Annotated in this window: 14 protein-coding genes; 9 read left to right on the forward strand and 5 right to left on the reverse strand. The window is 37.7% G+C overall.

Annotated elements, in window-relative coordinates:
- Positions 1–184: 184 nt before the first annotated feature.
- Genes FQ087_RS04540 through FQ087_RS04555 form a run of 4 tightly spaced genes read right to left on the reverse strand, consistent with a single transcriptional unit; the run spans position 185 to position 4,896 of the window.
- Positions 185–1,222, reverse strand: a complete 1,038-nt coding sequence (locus FQ087_RS04540) for an aldose epimerase family protein (protein ID WP_149579344.1) — start codon at positions 1,220–1,222, stop codon at positions 185–187.
- Positions 1,223–1,237: 15 nt separating this feature from the next.
- Positions 1,238–2,713: a UDP-glucose--hexose-1-phosphate uridylyltransferase gene (locus tag FQ087_RS04545; RefSeq protein ID WP_149579345.1), complete on the reverse strand. Its 1,476-nt coding sequence runs from the start codon at positions 2,711–2,713 to the stop codon at positions 1,238–1,240.
- Positions 2,710–3,714: a UDP-glucose 4-epimerase GalE gene (gene galE / locus FQ087_RS04550; RefSeq protein ID WP_149579346.1), complete on the reverse strand. Its 1,005-nt coding sequence runs from the start codon at positions 3,712–3,714 to the stop codon at positions 2,710–2,712. The genes FQ087_RS04545 and galE overlap by 4 nt, the downstream gene beginning before the upstream one ends.
- Entirely contained in the window at positions 3,715–4,896 is a 1,182-nt protein-coding gene (locus tag FQ087_RS04555) for a galactokinase (protein WP_149579347.1), read from the reverse strand.
- A gap of 224 nt (positions 4,897–5,120) precedes the next feature.
- Between FQ087_RS04555 and FQ087_RS04560 the strand changes: the two genes are divergently transcribed.
- The gene (locus FQ087_RS04560) at positions 5,121–6,098 is read left to right on the forward strand and encodes a Gfo/Idh/MocA family protein (protein WP_370456062.1); all 978 of its coding nucleotides are present in this window, start codon (positions 5,121–5,123) and stop codon (positions 6,096–6,098) included.
- A 92-nt stretch (positions 6,099–6,190) separates the two neighbouring features.
- Here FQ087_RS04560 and FQ087_RS04565 read toward each other — a convergent pair whose 3' ends face one another.
- Complete coding sequence (locus FQ087_RS04565; RefSeq protein ID WP_149579349.1) at positions 6,191–7,057, reverse strand: Cof-type HAD-IIB family hydrolase; 867 nt, start codon at positions 7,055–7,057, stop codon at positions 6,191–6,193.
- A gap of 405 nt (positions 7,058–7,462) precedes the next feature.
- Between FQ087_RS04565 and FQ087_RS04570 the strand changes: the two genes are divergently transcribed.
- The 8 genes from FQ087_RS04570 to FQ087_RS04605 all read left to right on the forward strand — a co-directional run bounded on the left by FQ087_RS04570 (position 7,463) and on the right by FQ087_RS04605 (position 18,678).
- On the forward strand, positions 7,463–8,836 hold the full coding sequence (locus FQ087_RS04570) for a carbohydrate ABC transporter substrate-binding protein (RefSeq protein WP_149579350.1): 1,374 nt from the start codon (positions 7,463–7,465) through the stop codon (positions 8,834–8,836).
- Positions 8,837–8,981: 145 nt separating this feature from the next.
- Entirely contained in the window at positions 8,982–9,863 is an 882-nt protein-coding gene (locus FQ087_RS04575; RefSeq protein WP_149579351.1) for a carbohydrate ABC transporter permease, read from the forward strand.
- Between the two features lie 15 nt (positions 9,864–9,878).
- The gene (locus FQ087_RS04580; RefSeq protein ID WP_149579352.1) at positions 9,879–10,727 is read left to right on the forward strand and encodes a carbohydrate ABC transporter permease; all 849 of its coding nucleotides are present in this window, start codon (positions 9,879–9,881) and stop codon (positions 10,725–10,727) included.
- A gap of 32 nt (positions 10,728–10,759) precedes the next feature.
- Positions 10,760–12,502 carry a glycoside hydrolase family 35 protein gene (locus FQ087_RS04585; RefSeq protein ID WP_255452144.1) on the forward strand — a complete coding sequence of 581 codons (1,743 nt, stop codon included), beginning with the start codon at positions 10,760–10,762 and terminating at the stop codon, positions 12,500–12,502.
- 77 nt (positions 12,503–12,579) lie between these two features.
- Complete coding sequence (locus FQ087_RS04590) at positions 12,580–13,572, forward strand: LacI family DNA-binding transcriptional regulator (protein WP_149579354.1); 993 nt, start codon at positions 12,580–12,582, stop codon at positions 13,570–13,572.
- A gap of 594 nt (positions 13,573–14,166) precedes the next feature.
- Positions 14,167–15,327 carry an ROK family transcriptional regulator gene (locus FQ087_RS04595; protein ID WP_149579355.1) on the forward strand — a complete coding sequence of 387 codons (1,161 nt, stop codon included), beginning with the start codon at positions 14,167–14,169 and terminating at the stop codon, positions 15,325–15,327.
- Positions 15,328–15,778: 451 nt separating this feature from the next.
- Complete coding sequence (locus FQ087_RS04600) at positions 15,779–17,476, forward strand: peptide ABC transporter substrate-binding protein (protein ID WP_149579356.1); 1,698 nt, start codon at positions 15,779–15,781, stop codon at positions 17,474–17,476.
- 302 nt (positions 17,477–17,778) lie between these two features.
- On the forward strand, positions 17,779–18,678 hold the full coding sequence (locus FQ087_RS04605) for an ROK family protein (RefSeq protein ID WP_149580748.1): 900 nt from the start codon (positions 17,779–17,781) through the stop codon (positions 18,676–18,678).
- The last annotated feature ends 28 nt before the right edge of the window (positions 18,679–18,706 follow it).

Here is an 18,706-nt window from a genome sequence, read left to right on the forward strand (position 1 = left end):
GAGCTTAAGCTTTTCGGGACGAAGGAATGGATGGCTTCCGAAAATGGACTAAAGCAGCCAAGATACAATTTTTGGCTGCTCATGCTTTCTCTATTGAGTTTTCTTTTTTAGAATTGTAGAAGTTGATGGTTGCTAAAAGTAAACAAGGAATGCATTTAAGTAGTCTTTGTCATATAGATTGAATCTAGCCCTCAACACCAAAAGAAAACACTGTCTGTTTTTCATACAATTCATTAGCCTTTAAGAAAACGGACGGGAAGCCATCGTGATGCAAGGATACAGGGGAGGCTTGTGTTTCAAAACAGACACCTAAATAAGGTTTTGATTGTCCTTCTGCTAGATTGAGTCCTTCATCGAGGGTATTTGATGTGTACATAACGACACCTGGTTGGTTGGTCTTAATCGTCATCACACGGCCACTTGTTTCTTCTTTTACACTGATGTGTTGTTGTTGCGTTTGATTGAGAATAAAGTAATGATCATATCCATGATTTGCAACTCTATTTTGTGTTGTTGTGGAGTGAATACCGTCAACGAGCTTTCTTCCAGTTCGGAAATCAAATGGCGTATTCGCTACATTGATCTTTTTACCGGTTGGAATTAGTTCCGCATCAAGTTCAACAAATTCATCACTCTCGATTGTAACATGATGGTTGTGAATCGTGTCGGTTAAATTCCCATTTAAATTAAAATAGGAGTGATTTGTCATAGTAAGCACAGTCGTTTTGTCGGATGTCCCTGAATAATCAAGGATGAGCTCATTGTTATTAGTCAGTGTATAGGTAACAGCAACTTCAATAGTACCAGGGTATCCACCTTCGCCATCTAAACTTCTATGAGTTAATTTTACGCCAATTGTTTCATCTGTTTGAAAGGGGCTAGCTTGCCAGATTACCTGATGAAATCCTCCATTTCCTCCATGTAAATGATGGCCACCTTCATTTGCTTCCATTGAATATGTTTGATCTAGGATAGTGAATGAAGAATCTTGAATTCTTCCGGCAACACGGCCAATAATCGCACCAAAAAATTTCGTGTTTTCTTCATAATCGTCATAATTTTTATAGCCAAGAACCACATTTTCTAGTTGGTTATTTCGATTCGGAACGCTTATATCAGTTATTATGCCACCGAAATTCAAAAAGCTTACTTTCATACCGTTATCATTTAATAGCGTGTATAATTTCCACTTACTCATTATATCTTGAGTTTCTATGTTCATCTGATTAACCACCTATCAATTTAATGTTTTGATAAATCGTTCACACTCACTTGGTACTTTAAAAACGCCTGCATCTCCAAGTACTTTGGCGAACTTAATCCCAAGTTCTTTTTCTAATATGGGTTCAATTTGTTCAAGGTTTGATAATTCTCCATAGTTTTCTTTCAGCTGTTTTGCCCATTGTTGATGATAGGGGGCTACGGCACTTGTTTGATCTAGTAAAAACTTCTTGATTTCAGTTAATTCATCTTTCAGACGAGCTGGTAAAACTGCCAGACCCATTACTTCGATAAGCCCAATATTCTCTTTTTTAATATGATGGACATCGGCATGTGGGTGGAAAAGTCCTAGTGGATGTTTCTCAGTTGTTCGATTGTTCCGTAAGACAAGATCGAGTTCAAACTTGTTACCATGCATTCGGGCAATCGGTGTGATTGTATTATGTGGGGTATCATTACTAAAGGCTTTGATACCCGCTTCCTCATCACTATAATTTTTCCATGTGGTAAGTACATGGTCAGCTGCTTGAATCAAGGGTTCTATTTCATCTCCCTGCAAGCGGATGGTTGTTAATGGCCATTCCAGGACAGATGCCGTTATGTTTGGAAACTTTTCTAACGTAAATGACAATGCGTTTTTTGCATATGTCATAGGGAAATCATAGCTTCCTGTTTGGTAATGATCATGATTCAAAATTGACCCACCTACTATAGGTAAATCGGCATTTGAACCAATGAAATAATGTGGGAATTTCGCTATAAAAGTAAGCAAGCGTTCGAAAGTTTCTTTAGTGATTTTCATGTCACGATGTTCTTCAGCTAGTAAAATACCATGTTCATTATAATAGACATAGGGTGAATATTGTAGATACCAATTTTCATTTATGAGCGGCACTTGAATAATACGATGATTTGCTCTAGCTGGATAACCTGTTCGGCCTGCATATCCTTCGTTTTCAATGCATAATAAACATTTTGGATAATCAACATTATGTTTCAATTCACTTTCTCTCTTGATTTGTTCAGGATCTTTCTCGGGTTTTGACATGTTAATGGTAATGTCCATATTACCATAGATTGTTTCTGCTTTAAAATGGATGTTTTTCTTGATGCGGTTCATCTGAATATAATTACTGTTTTTACTTAACTCATAAAAATAATCTGTAGCTTCCTTAGGAGAGTTATTATATTTTTTTCGAAAAGTCTCATTGACAACAGATGGCCGAGCGACAAAGGAATTCATAATCGAAGCGGAAAGTATTTCTTTGTCATCAAATACGTCGTCAATGACGTTATTTCCGATAGCATAGGCAATGATTTTGTCGAGTAGATTGGGGATTGTGTCATCCGTTATATCTGCAGTAGTTGCAGATATAGATTCGAGATGGAGCAGTGTAAGTACTTGGTTCGTCACATAAATCTGATCACCATCATTGATTAGCTCAACATCGACAGCTTTTTTTATGAGTCCTTTAATATGTTGGTAAATCATTTACCTGTCACGTCCTTCTGATAACCAGTTGGGTTATTGACATGCCAGTTCCAAGCATCCTGAATGATTTTTTCAATAGAAGTTCGCGTTGGTTGCCACCCTAAAATAGTAGCAGCTTTATCAGAGCTTGCGATTAGAATACTAGGATCACCCGCACGACGTTCACCTGATTTCTCAGGGATTTCTTTACCTGTAACTGCCCTTGCTGTATCAATCATTTCTTTGACTGAAAACCCTTGATTACTACCAAGGTTGAAAATATCACTTTTTCCATTATTGTTTAAATAATTAAGTGCTAAAAGATGTGCATTGATAAGATCTTCCACATGGACATAATCACGGATACATGTGCCATCTAGCGTATTATAATCTTCACCAAAAACAGTGATGTGTGAACGTTGTGCGAGCGCTGCTTGGAGAATGATTGGTACAAGATGTGTTTCGGGATGATGGTCCTCGCCGATTTCTCCTGATTCTCGCGCACCCGCCACATTGAAATAGCGTAATGCTATATAGCGAATTCCATAGGCTTGTTCGCACCATTTCATCATTTTTTCCATCGTCAGTTTTGTTTCTCCATAAGTACTTGTCGGATTAGTAGGCATTTCTTCAGTAATAGGGACTGATTCTGGCTCTCCGTAAGTGGCTGCTGTGGATGAAAAGACAATTTTTTTGACTTCAAACTCTGTCATGACTTGCAATAATACTTGTGTACCATAGACGTTATTATCAAAGTAATCCAGCGGTTTTTCCATAGATTCACCGACAAGGGAATTCGCTGCAAAATGGATAACTGCATCAATAGATTCATTAGTAAATACGCTACGCATAAACGAGATTTCACGAATATCACCTTCGTAAAATGTTGCATCGGGATGGACAGCATGCCTATGTCCGGTTTGTAGATTATCAATCACTACGACATCCGATTGTTGATCAATTAACTGATAAACCGCATGTGAACCGATATATCCTGCTCCACCTAGAACTAATACACTCATCTAGTACACTCCTTCAGTAAGTTCTCTTGCTCCGTCACTAATTGTAGCGGTGTAAAATGATGCCTCATAACCAATTTTTTCACTATAGATATTATTTACATTGTTCTTAAAGCTATCCACTTTATCCTTTTTAACAATTGCAATCGCACAACCACCAAAACCGGCGCCAGTCATGCGAGCACCCACAACGCCTGGTTGATCCCATGCTGCCCTGACAATCGTATCAAGTTCGATGCCTGTTACTTCATAATCTTGTTGAAGTGATTTATGTGATTCATTCATCAATTGACCAAAGGCCTCTAAATTACCTTGTTGTAATTGCTGGAGGGCCTCAATTGTCCGTAGGTTCTCATAGACAGCATGTTTTGCACGTTTTTGATTTGTTTCACTAGAAATGAGGTGTTTGTGTTCTTCAAATTGATCTTTCGTTAAATCGCCAAGACTTTTAATTTGAAGTATAGTTTGTAAGTTCGCTAAAGCCTGCTCACATTGCGCGCGGCGTTCATTATATTTTGAACCAGCGAGTGTTCGTTTTTTATTGGTATTAATGATGATAATCACGTGGTCAGCAAGCTCAATTGGTGCATAGTTAAAAGCTAATGTTTGGCAGTTTAATAGGATGGCATGCCCTTTTTTACCTTTACCAATTGCAAATTGATCCATAATTCCACTGTTGACACCGATATAATCATTTTCTACTTTTTGCCCAAGCTGAATCATCTTTACACGCTCAATTGTCAAATCAAATAGGCCTTCTAAGAGGGCACCGGTAACCATTTCAATAGAAGCAGATGAAGAAAGTCCAGCACTATTTGGGATGTCGCCATAAAATAAGATATCCATTCCAGTCGTTATTTTGAATCCACTTTCTCTCATAGAGTTAATCATGCCTTTAGGGAAGTTAGCCCACTCATGTGCTTTGTTAAAGACTAAATTGGAAAGATCACATTCAATTATCCCTATTTGAGGGAAGTTTAGCGAGTGAAAACGCAACTTTTGATCATGGCGTTTGTGGGCAAGTGCGTATGTCCCGAATGAGATTGCTGCAGGGAACACATGACCGCCATTATAATCGGTATGTTCACCAATCAAATTAATTCGCCCTGGTGCAAAAAATGTGCGTGGTGTTTCGGCAGTGTTAAAGATTGATTGAAATTCATTGAATAAATCTTGTTTTTTCAAAGATTGTTACCTCCTAAAGTTAATAAATTAATTTAATTAAGTTTAGTGTACTATACTTTGAAAGACTATTCAATATAGTTAGCTAAATGTTATAATTGCGGATACAGATGAATGTTTAATCAACTTGAACTTTTATAACACGAAATTCACTAATTTGATTTCAGTCAAACTAGCAATTACTATAGAAGAAATAAAATGAAAATTATGGGGGAGTCATATTGACTATGAAAGTAGGGATGATTGGAACAGGTTACTTCAGTATGTTCCATGCAAAGATTTTATCGGAATTAGCAGATGTCGAGATAACAGCCATATATGGCACAAGTATAGAAAAAGCGGAGTTAATGGCAGCGAAGTTTACGCATGCGAAAGGGTATGACAATTTGTATAGTATGCTTGACGCGATTCGCTTGGATGTCGTCTATATTTGTGTCCCACCTATGTCTCATGGAGAGATTGAACTGGAGTTAATTAAGCGAGGGATTCCATTTTTTGTTGAGAAACCATTGAGTCAAGACAATGAAATTCCTTTAACAATATTAACGGAAATCAAGCAAGAATCTTTGCTTACATCAGTAGGTTATCAATATCGCTATAGTGATTCGATTGCGCATCTAAAAAGTATACTAAATGGCCAGAATGTTGGTATTGTCCTAGGGCAATATATGGGGAGCATGCCCAAAGTACCATGGTGGAGAACTCATGCTAGTTCTGGGGGACAATTCGTCGAACAGACTACGCATATTGTCGATTTACTTCGCTTTATTTGTGGGGAAGTCGAAGAAGTTTATGCGGTATTTGGTAACCAGATTCTTTCGGCAAAAGACAAATCTGTCACAGTTGCGGATGTAGGAACGGTAACGTTGAAACTACATAACGGGATTGTGGCTAATATTTCGAATACTTGCATACTTCCAGAAAGTGTTGGGAAATCTGGAATCACCTTATTTACAGATCAGGGAATGCTCGATTGGTCATCCAAGCGTTTAGAGATTACGATGAAAGGGTTAACAACTGACTATATCGATACAGTTAATCCTTATCAAACAGAAAGTGAAGTATTTATCAATGCAGTAAGGACGGCTGACTCATCTAAAATTTTATCTGACTACGAAGATGCTTATAAGACACATAAAGTAACCTTAGCTGCTTTAGAATCGGCAATGAAGGGTACTCCTGTGAAATTGAGCCATGCATTTTGATTGGAAAAATAGTTGAAAGCCATTACATCAATTAAAATCAGCATAGAAAACCCTCCCTAATTTGATAGACAATCGGGGAGGGATATTTTAATTTAATTTTGATGTTGCAGAATAGCCTCAATTGCCATCCCAACACCGTCATATTCATTGGTTGTTGTAATTGCAGTACAAGCAGTTTTAATATCTACTGGAGCATTACCCATTGCAACAGAGTGTCCTGCACGTTCCATCATGGATAGATCATTATAGCTATCACCAATTACCATGACATTAGCCATTGAAATTCCTTTGCTCTTAGCATATTGTTCAACTGCAATCCCTTTTTGAGCATTGATATCTGTAATCTCGAGATTTCCTGCTCCAGAAGAACTGATAGCAAGTCCAGGTAGCAGTTGAAGTGCATTTCTTGCATTATCTAATTGCAGTCTATTATAAGATGTTCCAAATACTTTATAAATTTCACTTCCGCGTTGGTTAATTAGCTCATCAAATGAATCAAGTTGGACGATAAAACCTTGTTCTACTCTCTCCATTATTTCTTGAAGGATTTTATCGATAGGGGGGATTTGGTTCGCGGCTTTAGCGAGTTGAACGAAAGTATCCATTTGATCTTTGATGCTTTTAGTATAAATGAGCTTATCAATAAATAATTGATAATCTATCGTGTGTGCCTCTAAAATAGATGTGATTTTTTTTATATCAGCTTCGACGATATGAGTTGCTGAAATCAATTCTCCTAAGTCATCTCTAACTTCGGCACCATTCAGACAAATATATGAAAGATTCAATCCGCTATCCCTAACAGGACCAAAGGCTTCAGAAAAACTTCTTCCAGTTGCAATTACAACCTCGATTCCATTCGACTGAGCAGCTAAAATCGCTTGCTTATTTTTTGCACTGATGGAGTGGTCAGGACTTAATATTGTTCCATCCATATCTATTGCAATTAGTTGTATCATACTGATCCCCTTTCTTCTACATAGAGACTGATAATACCAATGAATTCGATAAATATCAACTTGCCCGTTCGACAAGGATTTCAATAGTCTTATCAAAATAGACAATAAGGCTAGAATTGGTGCGGAAAGTCCAGTGGCATAAGGGGTTTGTTCTATATGGTATTAGTTTTCCATTTTCAATATTTTATATAGACGGAATAATCAATATATGTTAATATTGAAAAAACTAATAGTGAATGTTTTACCAAACAATTTTATTGACTTTTTACCCAGTGTGAAAGCGTATTCAAAAAGGTTATGTGGATGATTTATAGGTACAAGTAAAAGTTTAGGGGGGTGATTAAGCCTTTAATTATATTCGAGTTGATGAGAGATTCTGATAACTACAAAGGGGAGTGTGTTGGTATGAAATCTGTTTTTGGTAAAATGGTTGTGTTACTGGCTATTTTCGCAGTGATTCTGGCGGGTTGCAGTAATGGGAAAGAAGCCGGGAAAGAAGATACACCAGCTAAAGGTGAAGATGCCAACGTTGAAAGTAAAGAGTTAGAAGTTACCGTTTTCCAAGGTGGGTATGGGGATGCATTTTGGAAACAGCTCGCTGTAAACTTTGAAAAAGCGAATCCTGGCACAAAAGTAACTGTGACAGCAAATCCGGATATCGGGGAAATGATTAGACCTAAAATTATTGCAGGAAATCCACCTGATATCGTATATCTTAACCAAACAGATCCTTCCGGTGTCACGCAAGGTATGATTAAAGAACATGGCTTTACTGATTTGACTGATTTATTTGCAGGAAATGCATTAGATGAAGCGGTTCCATTAAAAGATAAAATTTTACCTGGTGTATTGGAATCTGTTTATATGTCACCATACGGTGATGGTAAGATTTACCTTGCACCGTATAACTATAATGTAATGGGTCTTTGGTACAATAAAACACTATTTGATGATAAAGGCATTGCATTACCAAAAACATGGGATGAATTTATTGCGTTAAATCAAGTTGCAAAAGATAATGATCGTGCATTGTTCACATATCAGGGAACTGTACCTGGCTATTTAGAAGAAATCTTAATTCCAGCTGTATATTCACTTGGTGGGCAAGAAGCATTAGACCAGATGTTGAATTATGATCCTGAGTTTTGGAAAACAGAAACAGCACTTACTGCATTAGGGATTTTTGAAAAGATTGCGAAAGAAGATAATGCTTTAATGAACGGAACGGTTGCTCTAGATCATACACAATCACAAACATCCTTTATGCAAGGGAAAGCTATGTTTATTCCAAATGGTAACTGGTTTGAAGGGGAAATGGCAGAAGCGCCAAGAGAAGATGGTTTTGAATTCGGGTTTCTTGGAATACCAACTTTCAATGACAATGATCCGCTTCTTGCATTGAATTCCATTGAGCAAATGTATATCCCTAAAGGAGCTGCTAATCCAGAGCTTGCGAAAGAATTTTTGAAATTTATGTACACAGAAGAGAATGTTAAGTTGAATGGTGAATTAACAAAAGCATCAATGGCGATAGTGGGTGCGGCTGATTTAGTTGCAGATTACTTGTCGGAATCGTCTTATAATGTCTTTAAAGCGGTTGAATCGGGCATGTACTCGATGTCTGGTAACTTTGCACCTGTACCAACAGGCGTAAATGTCGACCCTCGTGAAGTATTATTTGATCAAGTAGCTAGTATTATGAATGATGATATGACAATTCAAGAATGGGCGGACAAAATGTACGATGTCTATTCAAAGGTTGCAGAAAAAAAGGAGTAACACTATACAGTAGAATTTCAATCTTACTAAATCCTGACGTATTCGATTAACTAACATTCCCCTAATCTACTACTAGGTTAGGGGAATGCTTCTAAACTAAGTATATAAGCTAATGATTAAAGTGCCTTGAAAGTAGGTGGTTGTAATGAAAAGTAAAGAGCGAACGGCTTTTATACTATTTTGTATCTTGCCGACATTGCTTATTTTTTCGGTATTTATTGTCTATCCGGTAACACAAGTATTCATTAAATCGATGTTTAGTAGCTCGGGCTTTGGAGGTAATCAGGAGTTTATCGGATTGGATAACTTTGTCGAATTGTTTAAAGATGATGTGTTCCTAAAATCATTAAAAAACACGGGTTTTCTTATGCTTGTTGTACCTGTAATTACATTGTTCTTATCATTAGTGTTTGCATCGATTTTATCCTTCGGTGAATTAAGAGAAAAACATCTCTATCGCACTATTTTCTTTTTCCCTAGCATCTTATCCTTTGTGGTGATTGGGATTCTTTGGGCTTTCATTTATCATCCCAATATGGGAATCATTAATGAAGTTCTAAATTGGATGGGGTTAGATCAGTTTGCACTAACCTGGCTAGGTAGTAAAGATACGGTCTTATGGGCCATTGCACTTGTAATGGTTTGGCAAGCCGTCGGTTACTATATGGTTATGTATCTTGCTGGAATGGATAGCATTCCAAGAGAGTTGTATGAAGCAGCCTCGTTAGATGGGGCGAATGCGGTTCAGCAATTTTTCAAGATTACGGTTCCTATGCTATGGGAAATCATACGAATTACAATTATTTTTAGTATTAACGGCGTATTGAATATCAGTTTTGTCCTTGTCATTGTCATGACTTCAGGTGGACCGAATAATTCCTCACAAGTCGCGTTGACCTATATGTATAAACAGGCTTTTGTAAATGCTAATTTTGGCTATGCAATGGCCATTGCCGTAATCGTCTTCTGTGTGTCGTTACTGCTGTCGTTTATTAGCAATAAACTAACAGAACGTGAGATTCACTAGAATTGAGGTGGAAAGATGAGTGGAAATAAAGGCGTAAAACAACGAGGTTCAAAGATAGTCGTTAGGATTGTTTTATTACTTGCGACATTTATATTTGTGTATCCGCTGATATGGAATGTAATCGCATCATTGAAAACAAATAAGGAAATTATGAGTAGCCCATGGGGATTGCCTGCAGCGTTGAATTTTGATAACTTTATTCGGGCATTTACAGAATCAAGTATGGGAGAATTTATAATAAATTCATTCTTTGTAACAGGTCTTTCGATGTTGCTATTGCTGATATTGGTTATCCCAACTGCCTATGCACTGTCTCGATTTGATTTTAAAGGGAGAAAGACTTTACATAACTTTTATATGGCAGGCTTATTTATTCAACCCGTCTATATCATGATTCCATTATTTTTAATGATGAATAATCTTGAGATGTTAGATAACCGCTTTTGGTTGAGTCTTGTTTATGCCGCTGGTGCGTTACCATTTTCAGTTTACTTGCTAACTGGATTTATGCGATCCATTTCCAAAGAGTTTGAGGAGTCGGCGTTTATCGACGGCAGTGGATATTTTCGTACGCTGATCAGTATCATTATTCCGCTTGCTAGACCGGGTATTTTAACTGTTGTGATTTTTAACTTCTTTACGTTTTGGAATGAATATGCACTCGCATTAGTATTAATTTCAAGTGATGAGAAGAAAACGATACCTGTAGGACTTGCAAACTTAATGGAGGTACAGCGATTTGCAACGGATTGGGCAGCATTATTTGCGGGTCTTGTGCTCGTCTTGCTTCCGACGATTACGCTATATGCGCTAACACAGAAAAAGTTGACAGAAGGTATGTCGATGGGTGGACTAAAAGGGTAAAACCTTAAATGATAATAAAAGGAGTTGTAGTAGTGCCTATTTTAAAGGTTGAAGGAAATCAGCTATTGTTAAATAAAGAACCTATCCAACTTATTTCTGGTGCTATTCACTATTTTAGGATTGTACCAGAATATTGGGAAGATCGGTTAGTGAAATTAAAAGCATGTGGCTTCAATTGTGTTGAAACGTATGTTCCGTGGAATTTACATGAACCTAGGGAAGGCCAATTCAATTTTGAAGGTATTGCTAATATTGAAGAGTTTATCCGAATAGCGGACCGTCTTGGATTACACGTTATCGTTCGACCGAGTCCATATATTTGTGCAGAGTGGGAATTTGGTGGTTTGCCCGCTTGGCTACTTGCTGACAGAAATATGATATTCAGGTCTTATTATGAGCCCTATCTAGAAAAAGTGGATCATTATTATGATGTTTTATTGAAAAAATTACAGCCACTTTTACAAACAAATGGCGGTCCGATTATTGCGATGCAAATCGAAAATGAGTATGGCAGCTTTGGCAATGATAAAAAATACCTTACTTATATCAAGGATGCGATGATTGCTAGGGGAATAGATGTTTTGCTGTTTACATCAGATGGACCAACAGATTTAATGCTCCAAGGTGGTACGGTCGATAATGTTTTGGCGACCGTTAATTTCGGCTCCAAACCAACAGAAGCGTTTGATATGTTGCAAGCGTATTTTCCAAACACGCCAAATATTGTGATGGAATATTGGAATGGCTGGTTTGATCACTGGGGGGAAGAGCATCACAAACGGGACCCAGCTGAAACTGCCGCAACATTTACGGAAATGCTTGAACGTGGGGATTCGGTTAATTTTTATATGTTCCATGGAGGCACGAATTTTGGCTTTTACAATGGGGCTAATTATGGTGATGAATATCAGCCGACGGTTACGAGCTATGATTATGATTGTCCAGTAAGTGAATCAGGTGATATTACGCCTAAATTCCACGCGGTTCGCGAAGCAATTGCCAAACATAAAGACATTGGTGAATTAATATTACCTGAACCGATTCCAAAAATGAATTATGGATCTGTTACAATGACGGAGTCAGTTCAGTTATTTGAGGCGTTAGAAATGATCAGCGAGCCAATCCAAAGGGCAAACCCTGAAACGATGGAGAAACTTGGCCAAGATTATGGATTTACACTTTATCGTACTTTTTTGCAAGGGCCAAAAGAAGAAGCAGCATTAACGATACAGGAAGTGCGGGATCGTGCACTAGTATTTGTGGATAATGAATACAAAGGTGTCATTGATCGATGGAAAAATAACGTCATCTCATTTTCAGTACCCAAAGAAGGTGTTCAAATCGATCTATTAGTTGAAAATATGGGACGTATTAATTATGGACCTTTGATGAATGATCCAAAAGGAATCACAGAAGGTGTTCGATTTGAGCGTCAATTCTTATTTGACTGGACGATGTATCCTTTACCAATGGACAATCTTCAATTACTGTCGTTTAAGGAAAACAATGAAAAAACTACTGGGCCCGGATTTTACAAAGGAATATTTACTATAGAAGAGATTGGCGATACTTTTGTGGAATTACCAGGGTGGGTAAAAGGTTTTGTCGTTGTTAATGGTTTTAATTTAGGAAGGTACTGGGAAGTTGGACCGCAAGAAACATTATATTTACCAGGTCCGTTAGTAAGAAAAGGTGACAATGAAATTGTTGTTTTTGAATTACATGGAACTAAAAGTCTTGAAATAAATTTAATTGATACACATAAATTAGGATAAATGATGGGGTTTTGGTCGAACTGCTCTTTCTCGCAGCCAAGAAAGTAAAGAATGAGTAATGGAAAAGGTGATAAAGAATGGCCACAATTAAAGATATAGCAGAAAAAGCGGGTGTATCTTCCTCAACCGTTTCGCGTGTACTGAATTATGATGCAAGCCTATCGGTAGCAGACGAAACGAAAAAAAGGATATTTGAAGCAGCAGAAGAGTTGTCATATCGAAAACGTTCATCTAAAAGATATGTTAATCAAAAAATTGCGATTGTGCATTGGTATACAGAAAAGGAAGAATTAAATGACCTATATTATTTATCCATTCGGCTCGGCATTGAACAACGGTGTAAAGAAATGGGCATGTATTCCGAAGTGTACTTTTTCGATAATATCAAAGCTATTATTGCAACGGAAATTGAAGGTATTGTTGCGGTGGGTAAATTTAGCGACCAACAAGTGAAGGAATTAACAGCGATTAATCCAACGGTTGTCTTTGTAGATTACAGCCCTAACGAAGAGAAATATGATGCGATCGTCATTGATTTTGAAAAGGCAACAAAAAAAGTAATTGACTTCTTTCTTTCTACAAGGCATGAAAAAATAGGGTTTATTGGTGGACTGGAACTACTAAAAGGACAAACAGAACCTATCGGAGATTTACGGGAAAAGACGTTCCAATCCTATATGAAAGAAAAAGGTTTGTATGAGGAACGATTCGTTTATGTAGGCTCTTTTTCAGTAGAAGATGGTTACAGATTAATGCGGCAAGCGATTGAAGACTTAGGCGATGATTTGCCGACTGCATTTTTTTTGAGTAGTGATACTATCGCAATTGGTTGTTTAAGAGCACTTCATGAAGCAGCTATACTTATTCCTGAGCGTGTGAGTATTATTGGCATTAATGATATGTCTGTTTCAAAATATATGTATCCATCATTGAGCACGATTAAAGTATATACAGAAATTATGGGTGAAACAGCCGTAGATACATTAGTAGAACGTTTAGAAGGGAGAAAAATAACGAAAAAAGTATTTATCTCTACAAAGCTTATTGTTCGTCAAAGTGTTAGAAAATGAGGAAAGGTTCTTTAAATTTGATTGGTGCCATTATCAATCACTAAGCAAGCCTCAACTGCCAAAAAAACTGGTTATCAAGAAGTAATCCCTTTCGGGTGTTACAGTGAAGGCCGGTGGATTTAATTAATAAATTTGCTGTAAAAGGGCCAAGTAGTTATTAAGGGCCAGGGGGACTTTGCCTTTTTGATAAAAGGATTAAAATTTCAATTAATTTACAGTTTGTGGATAAATTATTTATAAGTAATAGCGGAAATTCTGATCTTTGTAAAATATATGGTTTAAGCCGTATAATTATAAGTCAAGTTCTGCAGAAGATAACGCTAGAAAGATATATTAATAAACTTAATGAAAAAGGACCCTTTGAAGCACACGAATAAGTCTGTCATGGTACGATTTTCTTAGAATACTGAGGATTCTAAGAAAATCGTAGAAAAAGCCGATTGATACCATGCAATGTAATAGTCAAAGTAGGGCTAATTAAAATTAATGGTTAAGAAGATGAAACCATCATAATAGGCGGCAGATGCAGCTCAGTGTACTACTAAAATAGGAATGTCCTTTTCAAGCAAATCTATTTTCAATGGGGGCTTTAAAATGCGGCAAGGCACGTTCCAGTGGATGAAATCAGTAAATAAATCCATTATATTAAATAAAATTCGGACGGGCGCACCCATCTCTAGGGCGCAAATTGCAAAAGAGACTAAATTAACGCCACCAACAGTTAGTAGTAATGTGAAAGAGTTGATTGACCAAGGGATTGTGAAAGAGAGCAAGCTTGGGGAGTCTCAAGGTGGCCGTAAGCCAACGATGCTCTTAATCAATAACGAAGAATTCTATGTAATAGGCGTGGACGCGGGACCGGAAATGATAGAGTGTATTCTTACCGATTTGTCGGGGGAAATTTTGAAACGAACTTCAAGTAAGTTGACTACACCACTAACAAACACACAATTTCTCATAATTTTAAAAGACTGTATTCGCAATTGTATAACAGACATCTCTACAACTGGTAAAAAAATTATTGGTATAGGTGTAGCGATGCATGGAGTTGTGGATATAGAAACGGGTACTTCTTTGTTTGCTCCTATTTTAAGTCTGACAAATATTCCAATTAAAGAAGAACTGGAAAAAGAATTTGAACTAGAAGTTAAAGTGGAAAACGATGCACGCGCAATGGCGTTAGGCGAATCCTGGTTTGGCGACCACGGTGATTTAACAAGTATGTTGGTTGTGAATATGGGGCGTGGCGTAGGTGCTGGGCTTGTTATTGACGGAAAATTATACCATGGAGCACAAGACATAGCTGGTGAAGTGGGGCATATGACAATCGATTTGCACGGGGAAATTTGTGAGTGTGGCAATCGTGGATGTTTGCAAACGTTTACAACGGGCCCAGCGATTGCTAGGCGAGCTATGAAAGGTATGTCAGTTGAGCAAATTACTGCCGAGAAAGTCTATGAGTTAGCTATGAATGGTAATGATGAGTTTGTAACCATACTAAAGGAAACTGGAAGAGTAATTGGGATAGGTTTAACAAATTTAATACATATTATTAATCCCCAAAAAATTGTGCTTGGTGGTGGGGTAACAAAAGCCAAGGAGCTTATTTTTCCGGTCGTACTTAAAACGATTGAAGAATGTGCATTGACACCACGGGCAAAACAGACTGAAGTAACCATAACTAAACTAGGAGATGATGCAACACTTATTGGTGCTGTGTCTTTACTATTAGTTGATGTATTTGGCCCAAACTAAATTACACATACATTCCTTATGTCCTTTGCGACGTAGGGATTTTTTTATGGATGGCAGAACTACTTTTATTGTATTCTGTGTAGACAGAATACTATGCGTATGGTAGTGTTGAAAAAAGTCAGTAAACATTTTACTGATTGTATTTACTCTTGTTTTACTCGGTTATGAAAATGTATTGAATACGTAGATAAAGAGATTGTGTGGTGAATGATGCGTTTGGTGTTAATATCGGCTGTAAAAGATGGTGATTGTATGAATTGATCGCCAACAAAAATACATAGTCGTTGAGAAGTCGCAAGTGATCCGATAGGGGCAAGTCATTAAATGTATTATGTAGCTTTGAAATGCATTTTGATCTAGTACGCTATTTCGCAAGTGCATGTAAGATTGTGTAAATCGGAAGATAACATTTTGCACTAATTTTCAAAACAACTTTGAGGAGGTAATTGATTTGAAGAATTACAAATTTATGTGGTTGATGGTTATTATGCTCGTACTTAGTGTATTTTTAGCTGCCTGTGGAGATGAAAAAGAAAGCGCTGACAATGCTGCTGGAGTTGAAGAAGAGGTAACAGAAGGATCGGAGAAAGAATTATCACAAGTTCTAAATTTGGTTGAAATAGCAGAAATTGCATCTGCTGACTCGGCAATTGCTGAAGACGCAATTAGCACCAAGGTACTGAACAACGTAACGGAAGGACTTTTCCGTGTGAACCAAGAAGGTTTACTAGCGCCAGCTATGGCTGAAGAGGATCCTGAAATTAGTGCGGATGGAATGACGTATACATTCAAAATTCGTGACGCACAATGGTCGAATGGAACACCTGTAACTGCGAATGATTTTGTATATGCTTGGCAACGTGCTATCGATCCTGACACAGCTTCGCCTTACGGACCGTATTTGATGGCGGGTATGATTAAAAACGCGACCGAAATTGGTGAAGGGAAAGCGAAAGTTACAGATCTTGGCATTCAGGCTGAAGACGATAAAACACTGGTCGTTCAACTTGAACGACCAGTTGCTTACTTCCTATCACTTACTTCTTTTGCGACATTCTTACCACTTAACGAAGAATTCGTAACCGAACAGGGGGATGAATATGCTGCTAACTCTGATGCAATGATATATAACGGTCCATTCTCATTAGCAGATTGGGACGGTACAGGTGGCTGGAAATACGTTAAAAATGACATGTATTGGGATGCTGCAGCTGTAAAACTCGATGAAATCATCGTAGATATTGTTAAAGAAACATCAACGGCTTTAAAATTATATGAACAAGGCAAGAAAGATCGTGTAATACTAACTGCTGAGTATGCAATGCAGTATGCTGATGATCCAAACATTATTAATGAGGTTGAGACGGCTGTATTCTACTTCAAAATGAACCAACTGCGTGATGGTAAACCAACACCGCTTGCCAATGCGGACATTCGTAAAGCTATCGCAAGAGCATTTAATAAAGAAGAACTTGCAAATGTGGTCTTAGCGAATGGAGCTAAAGCTGCTAACTTCCTCGTAGCAGATGACTTTGTGCTCGATGAAAACGGTAAAGACTTCCGCGATTATAGTGGGGACTTCACTGTTTACGATGTTAAAGAAGCGCAAGCATTTTGGGAAAAGGGCCTAAAAGCACTCGGGACTGACAATGTAACAATTGAGTTTCTTGGTGGAGATGCTGAAAGCTCTAAAAAACAACAAGAGTGGTTCAAGGCGGAACTCGAAAGAAATCTTCCAGGTTTGACGATCAAACTGAAAGAAGTTCCTTCGGCAGTGCGTCTTGAACTTGATGACACTAGTAATTATGATCTCCAGGCAACAGGGTGGGGCCCTGACTTCCAGGATCCAATCTCATTCATGGAATTGTTTGTAACTGGAAGTCCGCAGAACAAAATGGGGTACTCAAACCCAGCTTATGACGCACTTATTGAATCTACAAAAACAACTTATGCAAATGATCCGATCAAACGTTTCGAAATGTTTGCGGAAGCAGAAAAAATCCTCCTTGAAGATGATGCAGCTATAGCGCCGACGTATCAACGTGGAGGAATGTTCCTTAGAAACCCAGATGTAAAAGGGATAGCCATCAATCCATTCGGTAGTGACTTTAGCTATAAATGGATGTATATCGAAGCGGCTGGGAAGTAAGCAGTCTAAATTTGAAGCTTAGAAACGTGTCTGAAGATAGTATAGGGGTTGCGGCCGGGCTGCGATCAGCTGAAAGATCCCCTCTGTTAAACTTCTGTGCAATAGCGATTGAAGGAATGTCTTGCTTCTTGATGTTTATTGCCGTGTAGGTGTTTTGTGGGGGGGTATTCACTAGGGGTATACTTTGTAGACGGAATAATGAGTATGTGGTAATGTTGATTTATATATTAGTAATAGTTTTACTAAACGGATTAAAAGCTATAGAATTAACTACTAGATAAAGAGATTGTGTGGTGAATTATGTGGCATATGCATTGGGTGTAGATATTGGAGGTACAAAAGTAGCGACAGTACTAATTGATCAAAATGGAGAAATATATAATCGTTCAGAAGTTGCGAGTGATCCATCAGATAAAGAAAAGATGTTTAGGCAAGTCATTAAAAGCATTGAAATGGTATTAAAAGATTCGCAAGTACATCTTAATGACATCAAAGGTATGGGTGTTGGTGTACCCGGAAAAGTAGATCGTGCAAATGGGATAGCGGTTTTTCAAAACAATTTACCTTGGAGGAACTTTCCAGTCGTGAGCCGATTACAAGATTACTTTTCAATAGAGAATATTGTGATTGACAATGATGTCTACATGGCCGCATTTGCAGAATGGAAAGTATCGAACACAAATAGGCAAGAGACGTTTGTTTATGTAACAGTTAGTACAGGAATTTCCTGTTCGATTATTCATCAGGGTTCATTTATTCGTGGCAGTGGGTTTGCAGGTGAACTTGGTTTGTTTCCGGTTTTGGCAAAGTCATCAGCAGATGGAATCGACAACTTGGAAAAATCAGCCTCAGGTCCTGCAATAAAAAAACTTGCGGAAAAACGATTCAACAACCCTTCTGTTACAACAAGTGAATTTTTCACTAAATATGAAGAGAATGATGAAGAGGCCAAATCGTTAATGAATGAAGTGGTCGGATCTTTAGCACATGGTATTTATTCAATTATATGTTTGTTAGATCCGCACAGGATTGTTCTTGGTGGTGGCGTTATTAATAACAATCCTTTTTTATTAGATTTACTAAAAGAGTCATTGAAACAATATCTAATTCCTGAGCAACAACACAGCTTAGAACGTTTATTTACAAGTAAATTAAAAGGTGATTCAGGAATTATTGGTGCAGGTTTAAAAGGGATTGAATAATAAATCACGAGATTTACGGGGAGGAAAT

This window comes from Sporosarcina sp. ANT_H38 (genome assembly GCF_008369195.1).
In the GTDB taxonomy this organism is placed as follows: domain Bacteria; phylum Bacillota; class Bacilli; order Bacillales_A; family Planococcaceae; genus Sporosarcina.

Bases quoted from the DNA above. Each gene is read 5' to 3' on its own strand.
- FQ087_RS04580 (WP_149579352.1), top strand. From the start codon at position 9,879: ATGAGTGGAAATAAAGGCGTAAAACAACGAGGTTCAAAGATAGTCGTT.
- FQ087_RS04545 (WP_149579345.1), bottom strand. From the start codon at position 2,713: ATGATTTACCAACATATTAAAGGACTCATAAAAAAAGCTGTCGATGTT.
- galE (WP_149579346.1), bottom strand. From the start codon at position 3,714: ATGAGTGTATTAGTTCTAGGTGGAGCAGGATATATCGGTTCACATGCG.
- FQ087_RS04560 (WP_370456062.1), top strand. From the start codon at position 5,121: ATGAAAGTAGGGATGATTGGAACAGGTTACTTCAGTATGTTCCATGCA.
- FQ087_RS04540 (WP_149579344.1), bottom strand. From the start codon at position 1,222: ATGAACATAGAAACTCAAGATATAATGAGTAAGTGGAAATTATACACG.
- FQ087_RS04570 (WP_149579350.1), top strand. From the start codon at position 7,463: ATGAAATCTGTTTTTGGTAAAATGGTTGTGTTACTGGCTATTTTCGCA.
- FQ087_RS04575 (WP_149579351.1), top strand. From the start codon at position 8,982: ATGAAAAGTAAAGAGCGAACGGCTTTTATACTATTTTGTATCTTGCCG.
- FQ087_RS04595 (WP_149579355.1), top strand. From the start codon at position 14,167: ATGCGGCAAGGCACGTTCCAGTGGATGAAATCAGTAAATAAATCCATT.
- FQ087_RS04565 (WP_149579349.1), bottom strand. From the start codon at position 7,057: ATGATACAACTAATTGCAATAGATATGGATGGAACAATATTAAGTCCT.
- FQ087_RS04590 (WP_149579354.1), top strand. From the start codon at position 12,580: ATGGCCACAATTAAAGATATAGCAGAAAAAGCGGGTGTATCTTCCTCA.